Origin of the sequence: Nocardia sp. CY41 (genome assembly GCF_009829325.1) — a bacterium.
Lineage (GTDB): Bacteria > Actinomycetota > Actinomycetes > Mycobacteriales > Mycobacteriaceae > Nocardia.
In genome coordinates this window covers 120,523-134,256 of the sequence record NZ_VUOS01000026.1, presented here as the reverse complement: position 1 = coordinate 134,256, position 13,734 = coordinate 120,523, and the positions used below count along the sequence as shown (strand labels likewise).

The 13,734-nt window shown below is 67.9% G+C and carries 15 protein-coding genes; 7 read left to right on the top strand and 8 right to left on the bottom strand.

Features of this window, described 5'->3' with window-relative positions; translation table 11 throughout:
* Positions 1–219 precede the first annotated feature (219 nt).
* From GVY64_RS28075 to GVY64_RS38080, 3 genes are all read left to right on the top strand, one after another.
* Entirely contained in the window at positions 220–558 is a 339-nt protein-coding gene (locus tag GVY64_RS28075) for a MarR family winged helix-turn-helix transcriptional regulator (protein ID WP_236567275.1), read from the top strand.
* 188 nt (positions 559–746) lie between these two features.
* Positions 747–983 (top strand): DoxX family protein, encoded by a 237-nt coding sequence (locus tag GVY64_RS38085; RefSeq protein ID WP_236567273.1) that lies wholly within the window; start codon positions 747–749, stop codon positions 981–983.
* Between the two features lie 23 nt (positions 984–1,006).
* A complete protein-coding gene (locus tag GVY64_RS38080; protein WP_236567272.1) occupies positions 1,007–1,135 on the top strand; it encodes a hypothetical protein in 129 nt (42 codons plus the stop codon).
* Between the two features lie 29 nt (positions 1,136–1,164).
* Here GVY64_RS38080 and GVY64_RS28065 read toward each other — a convergent pair whose 3' ends face one another.
* On the bottom strand, positions 1,165–1,707 hold the full coding sequence (locus GVY64_RS28065) for a CGNR zinc finger domain-containing protein (RefSeq protein ID WP_159847740.1): 543 nt from the start codon (positions 1,705–1,707) through the stop codon (positions 1,165–1,167).
* A gap of 133 nt (positions 1,708–1,840) precedes the next feature.
* On the opposite strand from GVY64_RS28065, the gene GVY64_RS28060 reads away from it, so the two are divergent.
* On the top strand, positions 1,841–2,938 hold the full coding sequence (locus tag GVY64_RS28060) for an MFS transporter (protein WP_236567285.1): 1,098 nt from the start codon (positions 1,841–1,843) through the stop codon (positions 2,936–2,938).
* A gap of 43 nt (positions 2,939–2,981) precedes the next feature.
* Here GVY64_RS28060 and GVY64_RS28055 read toward each other — a convergent pair whose 3' ends face one another.
* Entirely contained in the window at positions 2,982–3,860 is an 879-nt protein-coding gene (locus tag GVY64_RS28055) for an MBL fold metallo-hydrolase (RefSeq protein ID WP_159847734.1), read from the bottom strand.
* Between the two features lie 276 nt (positions 3,861–4,136).
* Between GVY64_RS28055 and phoU the strand changes: the two genes are divergently transcribed.
* Positions 4,137–5,288, top strand: coding sequence for a phosphate signaling complex protein PhoU (gene phoU, locus GVY64_RS38915; protein ID WP_328821009.1), 1,152 nt, complete (start codon positions 4,137–4,139; stop codon positions 5,286–5,288).
* A gap of 129 nt (positions 5,289–5,417) precedes the next feature.
* Here the strand turns inward: phoU and katG are convergent, their stop codons facing one another.
* From katG to GVY64_RS28025, 5 genes are all read right to left on the bottom strand, one after another.
* Positions 5,418–7,649 carry a catalase/peroxidase HPI gene (gene katG / locus GVY64_RS28045; RefSeq protein ID WP_159847731.1) on the bottom strand — a complete coding sequence of 744 codons (2,232 nt, stop codon included), beginning with the start codon at positions 7,647–7,649 and terminating at the stop codon, positions 5,418–5,420.
* Between the two features lie 36 nt (positions 7,650–7,685).
* Positions 7,686–8,129: a Fur family transcriptional regulator gene (locus GVY64_RS28040; protein ID WP_159847728.1), complete on the bottom strand. Its 444-nt coding sequence runs from the start codon at positions 8,127–8,129 to the stop codon at positions 7,686–7,688.
* Between the two features lie 424 nt (positions 8,130–8,553).
* On the bottom strand, positions 8,554–9,723 hold the full coding sequence (locus GVY64_RS28035; protein ID WP_159847726.1) for a zinc-dependent alcohol dehydrogenase: 1,170 nt from the start codon (positions 9,721–9,723) through the stop codon (positions 8,554–8,556).
* A gap of 12 nt (positions 9,724–9,735) precedes the next feature.
* A complete protein-coding gene (locus GVY64_RS28030) occupies positions 9,736–10,257 on the bottom strand; it encodes an SRPBCC family protein (protein ID WP_159847723.1) in 522 nt (173 codons plus the stop codon).
* 431 nt (positions 10,258–10,688) lie between these two features.
* The gene (locus GVY64_RS28025) at positions 10,689–11,450 is read right to left on the bottom strand and encodes an enoyl-CoA hydratase (RefSeq protein ID WP_159847720.1); all 762 of its coding nucleotides are present in this window, start codon (positions 11,448–11,450) and stop codon (positions 10,689–10,691) included.
* A 145-nt stretch (positions 11,451–11,595) separates the two neighbouring features.
* Here GVY64_RS28025 and GVY64_RS28020 point away from each other — a divergent pair, with 145 nt between their 5' ends.
* Together GVY64_RS28020 and GVY64_RS28015 are read left to right on the top strand one after the other, a co-directional pair.
* Positions 11,596–12,369, top strand: coding sequence for an aldehyde dehydrogenase family protein (locus GVY64_RS28020; RefSeq protein WP_442939636.1), 774 nt, complete (start codon positions 11,596–11,598; stop codon positions 12,367–12,369).
* Positions 12,370–12,441: 72 nt separating this feature from the next.
* Positions 12,442–13,125, top strand: a complete 684-nt coding sequence (locus tag GVY64_RS28015) for a type 1 glutamine amidotransferase domain-containing protein (protein WP_159847717.1) — start codon at positions 12,442–12,444, stop codon at positions 13,123–13,125.
* A gap of 141 nt (positions 13,126–13,266) precedes the next feature.
* Here GVY64_RS28015 and GVY64_RS28010 read toward each other — a convergent pair whose 3' ends face one another.
* On the bottom strand, positions 13,267–13,680 hold the full coding sequence (locus GVY64_RS28010; RefSeq protein ID WP_159847824.1) for a DUF5994 family protein: 414 nt from the start codon (positions 13,678–13,680) through the stop codon (positions 13,267–13,269).
* Positions 13,681–13,734: the final 54 nt, after the last annotated feature.

Sequence of the window (13,734 nt, the reverse complement as noted above, 5' to 3'; positions counted from 1 at the left end):
ATACGCACACAATACATGTGCGTATCGCATACAGTATCGAGGGTGGACACGCGCGACACCCGAAGTACTCATGCCACCGCCTCTCCCGCAGTGCCCGGCTCGGGCAGTGGGGTCGACGGTGGCCCGGCGCTATTCCGGCTGGTCCGCTTCTGGTCGCGCCGCTGGAGCAGTCAGGCACTCATGGCAGCGCCCCGGGAATCGGACGGAGAGTCGCGGCGCGTGCAGCACATCCAGGTGGTGGAAGCCGTCGCGGCCGCGCTGCGGTCGGACGCCGAGGCCACCGTCACCGACGTTGCCGAACAGCTCGGTCTCGACCATTCCGGCGCCAGCCGCATGGTGCGTGACGCCGTGGCGGCCGGGTACCTGTCCCGCGATGCCTCCACGCATGACCGTCGCCGAGTCGTCTTGCAACTCACCGGCAGCGGACAGGAGCTGTTGGCCGCATCCCACGACTGGCAACGCCAGTGCTTCGCCCAGCTCACCGCGACCTGGAGCGAAGGGGACCGCCACCGATTCGCCGTCTATCTGCACCGCCTCGCCGGCGAAATGATCCGGTGAGCCGCCTGGGGCTCGCCCATTCGAGCCCCGTCGCAGAGCTGCGGCGAGAGCAGTCGGGTGGCATGCGCCTATGGCGCACATCATGTGATCGGGGTGTTACAGGGATCGGGCCGCCGGTGTCTGATGCACGACCGAACGCGGACCCGGTTCCGAACCGGGGTCGCCGAGAACTCGACGAGGAGCGCTCCATGAACCTCACGCTGTGGATCACTGCCGGACTGCTGGCCGCCGTCGCCTTGGGCAGCGGCATCACCAAGACGTTCGTGCCCCAGCAGAAACTGGCCGCGGCCCCTGGCGGCAGATGGACCGGGCAGGTCGGCGCCGGCTTCGTCAAGACGCTCGGAGTTCTCGAGATCCTGGCCGCCGCCGGGCTGATTCTGCCCGCCGTGCTCGACATCGCGCCGATAGTGGTGCCGGTGACCTGACCGCCATCTGCTGGATCGTGCTCATGATCGGCGCGATCATCACTCATCTCCGCGACGGCGAGGCCGAGTTCATCCTGCTGAACATCGCCTACCTCGCCCTGGCTGCCTACGTCGCCTGGGGCCGACTCGGGCCCGAGTCTTTCGGCAGTTGACCTACTGCGGGAAGCTCGTCCAGCTCGGATCAGTCGCCGCGTCGGCGCTTCCGGTACGCGCGGACCTTCGCAATGCTGCCGCAGGCCCGGCCGTCGGACGTCTCGGCATACATCGAGCACCAGGTGCGGCTGCGGTTGCGACTGTGGTCGTAGAAGACGTTGCGGCAGTCCGGGCAGGACTTCAACCGGGCCCACTGCTGCCCGGCGAGTGCGGCGGCGACCATCGCCATGATGGTCGCGGCCGCGTTGTGCGTGTCCGGTCGGTACTGCAGCGTCCGCGTCTCGTCGCCGACGGTCACATGCACCGGATGCCGCTGGAACCACTCCCGCAACCCCGTCGGGGCGGATCGACCGAGCGTGGTGCGAAGGTCGGTGCGCAATGCCAGCAACTCGTCCAGCTCCTGTGGGCGGGGCCGCGGAATATCGGGCATGGCGGCCCGCCAGTCCGCGGACCGTGTCATCAGCACGGGGAGATCGTCTGCTGGACTGCGGGTCTCGTGCGGCAGTCGCCAGGTGTTCAGGAACGTCCGGATCTGCTCCAGGTCGCCGGGAGCGCTGCTCGTGCCCGCCATGTTTACCAGTGTAACCGTTGACCGGTAAATCCGATTCTGCTTACCGTCTAAAGGTATGACTGGTAACAGATTGACCGTGCACACGCGGGAGGCAAACTCTGCGCCCCTGCGATCTGCGAGGACCGCGGTGACCATGCTCTTCGCGCTCGGCGGCTTCGTCTTCGCGGGATGGGCGGTGCGGATTCCCGCGGTGGCGCACCGCATGCACGCCGCACCCGGTGAACTCGGCGTGGCCCTGCTTGCCATGTCGGTCGCGGCGGTGGCGACGATGTCGGCCGGAGGCGAGATCTGCCGCCGCCGCGACCCGACGCGAGTGGCGGCCGTGGCCGCGGGGATGCTCTCGGCGACGGTCGCGCTACCGCCACTGGCGACGTCTGTGCCGCAACTCGCGGTCGCGCTGAGCGTTTTCGGCGTGGCCTTCGGAGCGCTCGACGTGGCCGTCAACACGGTGGCGGTCGATCTGGTGGCCGCGCTGGACCGGCCCCTGATGCCCACTCTGCACGCGGCCAACAGCCTGGGCAGTCTGGCCGGAGCCGGGCTCGGCGGAGTACTCGCCACCCACCTCACGCCTGCCTGGCACCTGCTCGCGGTGGCTCCGCTGGGGGTGACAGTAGCCGTGCTGGCGGGGTGGATGCTGAGCGCCGACCGCGTTCCGCGCACCTCGCCGTCTGCCGGGGCGGCAACGGCGGACCACTCCACTTGGGTGGTCGCGATGTTCGGGGTGGTCGGGCTCTGCGCAGCTTTCGCTCAGGGCGGCTTGGACAATTGGGGGCCGCTGCATCTGCGCACGGACCTAGGGGCGAGCGAAGGGCTCGCGGCGGCCGGGTACGTGACGGTGCAGGCTGCGATGACGGTGGGCCGGTTGGCCGGGAGCGCTCTCGTCGCCGCCGCCGGTCCGGCGGCAGTCCTGCTCATCGGCGGCGCAACAGCATGTGCGGGAACAACCCTCGCCGCGCTCGCCACCTCGCCGTGGCCGGCATTGGCGGGACTCGGCATCGCCGGGCTGGGGCTGGCCAACCTGTTTCCGGTCGCGATCGCAGCCGCGGGCGCCCGCGGCGGCGCGAGAGGGGTAGCAGTGGCGAGCACCCTGGGTTACGGCGGCATCCTCCTCGCGCCGCCTGCGATCGGCTTCGCCGCCGAGGCGGCGGACTTGCCGCGAGCGCTGTTGCTGATCCCGGTCCTCGTCGCGGCGGCCACCGTCGTCGGCCACGGGCTCCGTCGCCACCTGTGAAACCTCCTCGATCGGCGCGGAAATCACCGGGCCACTCCGCATTTCAGCGTGGCGCCCATCTTTTCGCCGCAGCGTGGTCGTGGGCGGGAATGACCTCGATCCCTGGGGGGAGACGATGCAGGCGGTGGATGGCAGCGAAGGCGGCGGATCGATCGTGATCGACCAGCAGCCCCGGCAGCGGCGGCTTCTGGCGGAGCAGCGCGATCTGCTCACGGCGCCAGACCGCGTCGCCGGCCAGCAGCACGTAGCCGCCGTCTTGCACGGCGAGCACGAACCCGATGCTGCCCGGCGTGTGTCCGGCGAGGTCCACCGCCAGGACCGAGCCGTCACCGAACAGGTCGTGGCTTCGGGAGAAACTCAGTACGGGAGGACCGTCGAGGTCGAAGCAGGGCGTGGGCCGCGCGCCGAGCGACTCGGCGACTCCCATGGGGGCCGTCGCGGGGTTCGTCGCCCATTCCAATTCGGCCGTGGCGACCCGCAGCGCGAGTGCTTCCGGGAGATCGAGCAGTCCGGCCACGTGGTCCCAGTGGATGTGCGTCGCGATCGCGAAGTCGATGCCCTCGGGGGCGACGGCCGACAGTGCCAGCGAATCCGCCAGGCCGACAAGCGCTTCCGGGGGAGCGACAAGCCCGCGATACGGGCGGCGCAGCTGCGGCAGAATCCGCGCGTGCACGTCGGTGCACATCGCTGGATCGACTATGAAACGGGCCCGTGGGTGTTCGACCAGGAAGCTTGTCATCGCGATCGCCACGGTGGACGGTGGCAGCGCTCCTTCGATCACTCCGTAGGCCGGGACCGGGCGCACGCCGTGGACCAGCGCGGTCAACCGGACCCGGGCACGCGCCGGGGGCAGGTCCGCGTCGGCGATCGAATCGAGCAGCTGTGGGTCGCGGCGGCGTGGGCGCAACGTACGCCACGGCATCGACATCCCGGCCGCGCAACACGACCACCATGTCTCGGCGGCGCCGGTCCGCGCCGTCAATGGTCCGGCTGATGGCACTCGCACATTCGCCCCTTCCGACCCGACCCGACAGCGACACGGTCGAGGAACAGCTTACAAAGGCCACGTACTATGTGAATAAATATTCAGTCTATTAAGTCGCCTACTGCTGCTGGCAAACCGCAAGTTGTGCGAATAAGTTAATCGCAATTCATATTCCGGATACGGCTTGCCGTGGACCTGGGGAGGCGAGAGGCGATGGCAGAATCAATACGTGCCGGTGCCGGCGAAAGCAGTGCGGCACCGACGGCGCGGCGGCTGGCCGTGCTCCTGTTCGGCGTGGGAATACTGCACTTCCGCACGCCCCGACCGTTCGATTCGGTGATTCCCGCGCGGCTGCCCGGCCGGCCCCGCCTGTACACCCACGGGTCCGGCGTCGCCGAACTCGTCGTGGCGACCGCACTCGTGACGCCGCGGACCCGGCGTCGAGCCGGGCGGTGGGCGGCTTGGTTGTTCCTGGCGATATTCCCGGCCAACGTTCAGATGGCGGTCGACTGGCTGCGCAACGACCGTATTCCGGCGTCGTTGAAGGCAGTGGCCCTGGCCCGGCTTCCCCTCCAGATCCCGCTGGTCCTCGCCGCACGCAAGGTGCACAGAGCCGGCAACGGTCGACACTGGGCGAGGCCGCCGGTCGAGCCCCGCGAGCCTGCAGCGCGCTGCCCCGATACGCGCGATGATGGAAGGGTGCGCACCCGCTATCACGATCACCTCGAGCAGTTGGCCGATCAACTGCGGGTGATGTGCGCACGCAACCGCGAAGCCATCGCGATGGCCACCGAGGCCCTTCTCGGCGCGGACCTGGAACTGGCCGAGCGCACCATCGACTACTGCGCCGAAACCGTCGCTATGCGCGAGGACACCGAGCATGCCGCGATGACACTCCTGGCGCTCGAAGCCCCTGTCGCGGGAGAACTCCGGCGGGTGGTGACCGCGCTGCAATTGGTCGACGACCTCACCCGGATGAGCGCGCTGACCGAGCACATCGCCCGCGCCGCGCGGCGCAGGCATCCCGCAGACGCGGTCCCCGAACCGGTGCGAACTCTGGTGACCCACATGGGGGAGACCGCGGTCGACTTGGCGGATGCCGCGGTCGGCGTACTGACCACCGCCGACCCCGGCGACGCGGCGGACCTCGACGCCCGCGACGACACGATGGACGACCTGCACCGCGACCTGCTCGCGGCGATCCTCGCCGACGAATGGGACAACGGCACCGCCGCGGCCGTGGACGTCACCCTGCTGGGCCGCTACTACGAACGTTTCGCCGACCATGCCGTAGAGGTCGGCCGCCGCACTCTCTATATGACCACCGGTCACCGCCCCGACGACACACCCGCGCACTCCGGCTAGATCGAGGCCAGGCGCAGCGAACACCGGCGACGATTGCGGCCTGCCCGCAGACGCCGGCTGAAACCAGCCACACAGCACAAAAAATCCAGGCCGGTCCCGAAGGGCCGGCCTGGATTCCGTCGACGCCGATCAGGCGAGGTCGAACCGATCGTTCTCGACCACCTTGACCCACGCGGCGACGAAGTCGTTCACGAACTTCGCCTCGGCGTCGTCCTGGGCGTAGACCTCGGCTACCGCGCGCAGCACCGAGTGCGACCCGAAGATGAGGTCGTTGGCGGTGGCGGTCCACTTGGCGGCGCCGGAGACCCGGTCGAAACCTTCGTAGACGTTCTCCGCGGACTCCGACGCCTTCCACTCGGTGTTCTGGTCGAGCAGGTTGACGAAGAAGTCGTTCGTCAGCACGCCCGGCCGGTCGGTGAACACGCCGTGCCCGGTGCCGCCGTAGTTGGCGCCCAAGGCGCGCAGGCCGCCGATGAGCACCGTCAACTCCGGAGCGGTTACGTCCAGCATGTACGCCCGGTCGAGCAGCAGGCGCTCGAGCGGGGCTTTCTCGCCGGTCCGCGCGTAGTTGCGGAAGCCGTCGGCCCGCGGTTCCAGAACCGCGAAGGAGTCGACGTCGGTGTTCTCCTGCGTCGCGTCCGTCCGCCCCGGAGAGAACGGCACGGTGATCTGATGACCGGCGTCCTTGGCGGCCTTCTCGACTGCCGCGGAACCGGCCAGGATGATCAGGTCGGCCAGCGAGACCTTCTTGCCGCCGGAGGCCGAACCGTTGAAGTCCTGCTGGATCTGCTCGAGCACCGGCAGCACCTTCGCCAGCTCGTCCGGCTCGTTGACCTCCCAGTTCTTCTGCGGCTCGAGGCGGATCCGAGCGCCGTTGGCGCCGCCGCGCTTGTCGGTGCTGCGGTAGCTGGCCGCCGAGGCCCACGCGGTCTTGACCAACTGTGCCACCGACAGACCGGACTCCAGCACCCTGCTCTTGAGCGCCGCGATGTCGGACTCGTCGATCAGCTCGTGGTCGACCTCGGGGACGGGATCCTGCCACAGCTGCGGCTCGGGGACCCACGGGCCCAGGTAGCGGGTGATCGGACCCATGTCGCGGTGCAGCAGCTTGTACCACGCCTTGGCGAACGCCTCGGCCAGTTCCTCGGGGTGCTCCAGCCAGCGACGGGTGATCTCGCCGTAGATCGGGTCCTCGCGCAGCGCCAAGTCGGTGGTCAGCATCGTCGGGGTCCGTGCGGGCCCATCGAACGGGTCGGGGATGGTGCCCTCTCCCGCGCCGTCCTTCGGCTTCCACTGCCATGCCCCGGCGGGGCTCTTGGTCAGTTCCCACTCGTAGCCGTACAGGTTCTGCAGGAAGCCGTTGCCCCACTTGGTCGGCGTCGACGTCCAGACGACCTCGAGGCCGCTGGTGATGGCGTCCTTCCCCTTGCCGGAGCCGTAGGCGCTCTTCCAGCCGAGGCCCTGCTGCTCGATGGGTGCGCCTTCGGGCTCGGCGCCGACCAGTCCGGCATCGCCCGCACCATGGGTCTTGCCGAAGCTGTGGCCGCCGACGATCAGCGCGGCGGTCTCTTCGTCGTTCATCGCCATGCGGCCGAACGTCTCGCGGATGTCGCGCGCCGCGGCCACCGGATCCGGGCGGCCGTTGGGCCCTTCCGGGTTCACATAGATCAGGCCCATCTGGACGGCGCCGAGGGGGCCCGCCAGTTCGCGGTCACCGCTGTAGCGCTCGTCGCCGAGCCAGGTGTCCTCCGGACCCCAGAAGACCTCTTCCGGCTCCCAGATGTCGGGGCGGCCGAAGCCGAAGCCGAAGGTTTTGAAGCCCATCGACTCCAGGGCCACGTTGCCGGCGAACACCAGCAGGTCGGCCCACGAGATCTTGTTGCCGTACTTCTGCTTGACCGGCCACAGCAGGCGGCGCGCCTTGTCCAGGTTGGCGTTGTCCGGCCAGCTGTTCAGGGGCGCGAAGCGTTGCGCGCCCTGACCGCCGCCGCCGCGGCCGTCGGCGATGCGGTAGGTGCCCGCGGCGTGCCAGCTCATCCGGATGAACAGGCCGCCGTAGTGGCCGTAGTCGGCGGGCCACCAGTCCTGCGAATTGGTCATGATTGCCGCGACGTCGGCCTTGAGGGCATCGACATCGAGCTTCTTGAACTCTTCCGGGTAGTCGAAATCCTCGCCCAGCGGGTTGGACTTGGATGAATGGGCGTGCAGCACCGAGACATCGATCTGCTCCGGCCACCAGTCCTTGTTGCTGCGGGGGCGATGGTCCGTCTTCGCGGTGGGGGACGGGATCGCCGGGTTCTCGCTCTCGCTCGCGCTGTGCGTCTGGGTGTCAGGATTGGGTGGGCGGCTATCGGATGACACAGCATTCCTTCCTGAAATGAGTGATGTGGGCTGCGATCACGGATGTGATCGGGAAGCTTGTCTTGCCACACAGTCGGGGCACAGACCCCAATAGATGACCTCGGCCTCATCGATCGAGAACCCGCTGTCGTCGGACGCGGTCAAGCAGGGGGCGTCGCCGATGGCGCAGTCGACATCGGCGATCACCCCGCACGCCCGGCATACGACGTGGTGGTGATTGTCGCCGACCCGCGATTCGTAGCGGGCGACCGATCCGGACGGCTGGATACGCCGGACGAGGCCGGTGGCGGTGAGCGCGTTCAACGAGTCGTACACCGTTTGATGGGACACCTCGGGCAGCGCGGAACGCACGGCGCGGATGATCGACTCCGTGTCGGCGTGCGGATGGTCGTGCACCGCGCTCAGCACCGCGACCCGGGGACGGGTCACCCGCAGCGAAACTCCTCGCAGCATCTGCTGGAAGTCCGAGGCCGTTGGCATGCACGGAAGTCTTGTCCGTTTTCTGGAACGAGTCAAGAGTTTGTTTCGAAGTCGCAACACCCGTTGCGCGGCGCCGGGCCGACTGCGTGCGCAGCGTACCCAGCGACACGTCAGGCCCGAGAGCGTTTGCGCGGATTCGATCTCCAGGGTGCCGCACGGCGGATCGAGTTGCCGGACCGCACGAGCGGTCCAGCGGCCGCTGAAACCGCTCCCGGGTAGGGTGCGATGCCGGTCATGGGCGGGGATCGGTGCGCGGTCCACCGCGGGCTTTCCCGGCCCATGACCGCGGCACAGCGGCGACAAGTGGCGATCACGTGCCGGACGCATCGGCCGGCCACAGCGCCTCGCTCGCTCCACGGAACATGCGGAAACCGTGCCAGCCGAGCCCGGCGGGTGCCCTGTTCCTGCCGTCCGGAACTCGGCATCAAGGCCGGAACACCGAACGGATGCACCCTTCCTTCTTGTGCTTGAAGATGTCGTAGCCATACACCGCATCGGTGAGCGGCATGTCGTGGGTGATCAGATAGGACGGGTCGAGGTCGCCCTGCTGAATGTAATCGAACATCCGGGGCACGAACCGCTGGCCGTATTGTTGTGCGGTGCGAATGGTGAGGCCTTTGTTGGTCACCACGCCCATGGGGAATTTGTCGGTCAGACCGTAGATGCCGAGCACCGAGACGACGCCACCCTTCCGGCACGCGAGAATCGCTTCGCGCAGTGGCGTCGCACGATCGGATTCGAGCCGGAGCAGCTGTTTGGCTCGATCGTAGAACTGCTGGAGTCCGGTGCCGTGTCCTTCCATTCCGACGGCTTCGATGCAGGCGTCAGGGCCCCGGCCACCGGTGCTCTCGCGCAGGGTCTCCTGGACGCTGTCGACCGCGGTGTAGTTGATCGTTTCCGCACCGAACTGCTCACTCGCCACGCTCAACCGCTCGGGAAAACGGTCGATGACGAAAACGCGGTCGGCGCCGAGCAAGCGGGCGGTGTGCCCGGCCATCAAGCCGACGCCACCGCTGCCCCAGACCGCGACGGTGTCACCCGGGTGGATGTCACAGAATTCGGCGCCCATCAAGCCCGTCGGCACCGCATCGGACAAGAACAATGCCTGTTCGTCGGTAACGCCTTCCGGAATCCGGAAACAGTTGACGTCGCCGAACGGGACGCGGACATATTGCGCGTGGGACCCCTGATAGCCGCCGAAGGGGTGGGTGTAGCCGTAGATGCCGCCGGTGGGATAACCGAATAGCGGTTGTTGCAGGGCGCTGTTGGGATTGGTCGTGTCGCAGAGCGAATACAGTTCGTGGTCGCAATACCAGCACGAGGAGCACCCGATGAACGACGGGACGACGACGCGATCGCCCACCTTTGTCGAAGTGACTTCGGCGCCGATTTCGACGACTTCGCCCATGAATTCGTGTCCGAAGACGTCACCTTCCCGCATTCCCGGCAGGTATCCGTCGATGAAATGTAGGTCGGACCCGCAGGTGGTGGTCAGACGAACCTGCACGATGACATCGTGCGGATTGACCAGCCCCGGGTCGGGGACGGTCTCCACGGCCAGATCGTTGACGCCGTTCCAGCAGAGCGCTTGCATGTCGCCTCCTGTTCACCGAGCGGAAGAGCGGGCGCTCGGATTGTGGGCCAGGGTGGGTATCTCGCCGGTCTGCAGGCGGGCTCGGGCCCGGTAGAGAGCGGTGAACATCGCCGCACCGGTCAGCAGGTCGGGCAGCGGGGTGCGCGCCCGCATCGTCACCTCCGTGCCGAGGTCCTGCGGCGCGTCCCGGAAGCTCAGTTCGATCTCGAGACCTTGGGCGGACGCGGCGTCTTCCCCGGCCGAGCCGACGAACCGGAGGTGCCCTTCGTCCTCGCGCAGCGTGGTCTTCCAGGTCGTGCGGCCGTCGGTGCCCGACTGCAAGGTCCACTCGTAGGTCGACGGTTCCGTCGTCCGCACCTCGGCGACGTCGCCAAGCACCTCGGACAGCTTCGCCGGGTCGCGCCAGAATTGCTGGACTTCGGCGCGCGGACGCGCGATCGTCACCGTTTGACTGCTCGAGTAGCTGCTCGCCGACTCGATCACCCGTCCCACCAGATCGCTCAGCAGGTGTTTGGTGTCATCGATGTAGTGCATGAGCCCTCCTCTCGCTCTCCGTCGTCGAGGGTCTTGCGCGCTCGAAAAATGCGCCGTGCCTGCGGTCTCGCGGACACGGGATATCGGTCGCAAAGGAACGCGGCTGCGCGAGTCCTGTGCGGTCTCGGAGCGGCTACCCCAGGCTGCCGATGCCAAACCGCATTCGCCCGGAAGCGTCGAATCCGGGCAGCATCCGACGTCGCTACACCGCCGCGAGACAGATGCCGTTTCGAGTCGACCGATAGCGGCAGGGTGTGCCACTCCGGCGAAGTGCGTCGGGAGCCTGATCGCGCCACCATGCCGGGCCTTGGCCGATCTCGCGGGCTGCGCGAGGTGGGCAAGGCGCGCAGCGGCAAGTGCGGTCGCCGTATGGACGCTTCGCACCGTTCCCGGCGCCGATCAGGGGTGTTCGCGGGGTCAGAGGTCGCCGCTCACCGAGGACGGCCGATCTCGGCCTTCTTCGCCGCCAGTCGCGCGGTGAACTCGGGAGATTCGAGGGACGCGACCTGAGGCACGATCTCCGCGTCGACGGCGTCGGCGTGGGCGTCGAGGTTCGCGGTGCGGCGCATGGTGCGCTTGGTGGTGAGGAGCAGCTCGCGCGGCGCTTCGGCGGCGCCCGCGGCGAAGTCGAGCGCTCCGGCGAGCAGCGCGTCGTGATCGCCGTCGATCACCCGGTGCGCCAATCCGGCGTCGAGTGCGGCCTCGGCACCGAGGATCTCCCCGAACAGCGTCATCGCGACGGCCCGTTGCCGCCCTACGGCGTGTTGCAGCATCCAGGTCATCCCGCCGCCGGGATGGAGGCCCAGCCGCAGGAACCGCGCGTCGAACCGGGCGCGTGGCCCGGCGATCCGGATATCTGCGGCCAGCGCCAGGTTGAGTCCCGCTCCGACCGCGGCGCCGCCGACCGCCGCGATGGTGGGCAGTGCACAGCGCGCGACCGCCAGGAAGCCGTCGTAGATCACCCGCAGACCCTCCTCTCGGGCCGCACCGAGTGCGCTCAGATCGGCGCCCGCGCAGAATGCGGGCGGGGTTCCCGTGACGATCACGGCGTGCACCCCGGTATCGCGCTCCGCCTCGGCCACCGCGGCGGCGAGTTGTTCGGACAACGCCGGTGTCAACGCGTTACGCCGATCCGGATCGTGCACGGTGATGACCGCGACCTTGTCCCGCCGCTCACTCCTGATCTCCGCCATGAACCGGATCGTAACCGCCGCGGCTCGGCCGATCGGTTCACGCTCCGCTCGCTCAGGCCGCTGAAGACCGGCTCGATGTCATGACCGAGGGTCAGAACGCCCTCCATATGCCGGTCCATCACTGGAACTCGGCGGAAAGAACACGATGATCGTCCTCCTGGACGCCGACATCGAGAAGGCGACCGCGGGGGCCGTCGCCGCCTGCTTCCCGTCGGCGGGTCAGCTGTGCGTGTCCATCGAGCGCCTGTACGTCGCTGAGCAGATCTACGACGAGTTCGTCGCGCACTTCGTGGCGCGCACGCGCAAGCTGCGCTTGGGCGCCGCGTACGACTTCTCCGTCGACGTGGGTTCGCTGACCACCCCCGCGCAGTTCGAGACGGTCACTGCGCATGTGGCCGATGCCGTCACGAAGGGTGCGACCGTCCTCGCGGGCGGCCGTGTGCGGCCGGACCTGGGTCCCTTGTTCCACGAACCGACGATCCTGGCCGACGTCACGCCGGAGATGACGGTGTTCGCCCAGGAAACCTTCGGCCCTGTGGTCTCGATCTACCCCTACGGGGACGTAGGGGAGGCAATCACCATGGCGAACGCCACCCCGTACGGCCTCAATACTGGAGTCTGGTCCCGCAACGGGGCCCGGGGCCGGGCAGTCGCGGCTCGGTTGCGCGCAGGCACCGTCAACGTCCACGAAGCCTTCGCCGCCGCCTGGGGCAGCATCGACGCTCCCATGGGCGGCATGGGCGACTCCGGACTCGGTCGCAGGCACGGCGCCGACGGGCTGCTGAAGTACACCGAACCCCAGACCGTCGCGCAGCAGCGCCTGCAAGGTTTCAGCCCGCCGCGCGGTGTCACCCATGACCGGTGGTCCCGAATCCTGACCCGCGCACTCTGGACATTGCGACGGGTGGGTGCGCACTGAATCGACCGAGTGCGTACCAATGATGAGACCACGTGGAGAAGTAGACCAACGACGCACGAAGGAAGATCACGCATGACCAAGCGCATCTTGAACGTCGTCACCAACGTCGGCCACTTCGACGACCCGTCCCACCCGACCGGACTGTGGTTGTCGGAGCTCACCCACGCCTGGCATGTCTTCGAGGAGCACGGATTCGAGCAGACCATCGTCAGTCCGGCGGGCGGCCTCGCTCCCTTGGAACCGCGGTCGCTGAAGTTCCCCAGCTACGACAAGACCGCGAAGGCGTGGCGGGCCGATCCGGCGCGGATGGCGCTGCTGGAGAACTCCGCGAGCCCCGACCGGATCGACTCGGCCGACTACGACGCCATCTACTTCACCGGCGGGCATGGGGTGATGTACGACTTCCCCGACAGCGAGGGCCTGCAGCGCATCACCCGGGAGATCTACGAACGCGGAGGTATCGTATCCTCGGTCTGCCACGGCTACTGCGGCTTGCTCAATACGAAGCTCTCCGACGGCACGTACCTCGTCGCCGGACGCAGGCTCACCGGGTTCGCCTGGCAGGAGGAAGTCCTCGCCCGAGTGGACAAGCTCGTGCCCTACAACGCCGAGGACGAGGTGAAGAAGCGCGGCGCCCGCTACGAGAAGGCCAAGCTGCCGTTCGTCCCCCACGCGGTGGTCGACGGGAATCTCGTGACCGGGCAGAACCCCGGATCAGCGAAAGGGACCGCGAAGGAAGTCGCAGACCTCCTGTGACTCCGCGCGGTCGCGGCACATGGGTCCAGATCTGAAAAATCTGACGCTTAGCGAAATCATGTTCTGACCGAAGGTGATTCGTGCTGCGGCCTGGCCTCTGTTTGCCCCTTTCCGGCATATCCCGTAACCGCGGGTTTGCATTCAGTATTGCCCTGACGCACGCCGCATCTGGTCGTCTGCTTGGTCGGGTGGGGTGTCGGCGGGGATGACGAGCAGAGTCAGCTGGGCGTCGGTCGTGCCGAGCAGGTGCATGGCGCCGGGTGGTTGACCGGTATCGGGTCCGTGTACTTCGACGCCGTCCGGGTTGTCGATGCGGCGTTGGCTGAGACTGACCGCGTTCCAGTCGAAGCTGACGCGAGCGGTGGGGCCGAGGCGTGGGGTGAGGGCGCTGATCAGGTCGTGCAGTTCGGCGGTGAGGTTGTTCGTCCATGGCCACCAAGCGCCGTCGACGCGCTCGGAGCCGGTGCCGGGTTCACGGAGTAGGAGGCGTGGGGTGCGGGTCGGTGTTCGGAAGGGTTGCCGGTCGGGTTCGGGCGGGCCGGTCTTACGGCTCATGTCGTGGTGGTTGGTGATCGGGCGTTGTCGAACGGTTCGGGGCATGTCTGTTCC

Excerpts from the sequence above, each read along its gene's own strand:
- GVY64_RS38085 (WP_236567273.1), top strand. The coding sequence starts at position 747 with ATGAACCTCACGCTGTGGATCACTGCCGGACTGCTGGCCGCCGTCGCC.
- GVY64_RS38080 (WP_236567272.1), top strand. The coding sequence starts at position 1,007 with ATGATCGGCGCGATCATCACTCATCTCCGCGACGGCGAGGCCGAGTTC.
- GVY64_RS28065 (WP_159847740.1), bottom strand. The coding sequence starts at position 1,707 with ATGGCGGGCACGAGCAGCGCTCCCGGCGACCTGGAGCAGATCCGGACG.
- GVY64_RS28060 (WP_236567285.1), top strand. The coding sequence starts at position 1,841 with ATGCTCTTCGCGCTCGGCGGCTTCGTCTTCGCGGGATGGGCGGTGCGG.
- GVY64_RS28055 (WP_159847734.1), bottom strand. The coding sequence starts at position 3,860 with ATGCCGTGGCGTACGTTGCGCCCACGCCGCCGCGACCCACAGCTGCTC.
- phoU (WP_328821009.1), top strand. The coding sequence starts at position 4,137 with ATGGCAGAATCAATACGTGCCGGTGCCGGCGAAAGCAGTGCGGCACCG.
- GVY64_RS28040 (WP_159847728.1), bottom strand. The coding sequence starts at position 8,129 with ATGCCAACGGCCTCGGACTTCCAGCAGATGCTGCGAGGAGTTTCGCTG.
- GVY64_RS28035 (WP_159847726.1), bottom strand. The coding sequence starts at position 9,723 with ATGCAAGCGCTCTGCTGGAACGGCGTCAACGATCTGGCCGTGGAGACC.
- GVY64_RS28030 (WP_159847723.1), bottom strand. The coding sequence starts at position 10,257 with ATGCACTACATCGATGACACCAAACACCTGCTGAGCGATCTGGTGGGA.
- GVY64_RS28025 (WP_159847720.1), bottom strand. The coding sequence starts at position 11,450 with ATGGCGGAGATCAGGAGTGAGCGGCGGGACAAGGTCGCGGTCATCACC.
- GVY64_RS28020 (WP_442939636.1), top strand. The coding sequence starts at position 11,596 with ATGATCGTCCTCCTGGACGCCGACATCGAGAAGGCGACCGCGGGGGCC.
- GVY64_RS28015 (WP_159847717.1), top strand. The coding sequence starts at position 12,442 with ATGACCAAGCGCATCTTGAACGTCGTCACCAACGTCGGCCACTTCGAC.
- GVY64_RS28010 (WP_159847824.1), bottom strand. The coding sequence starts at position 13,680 with ATGAGCCGTAAGACCGGCCCGCCCGAACCCGACCGGCAACCCTTCCGA.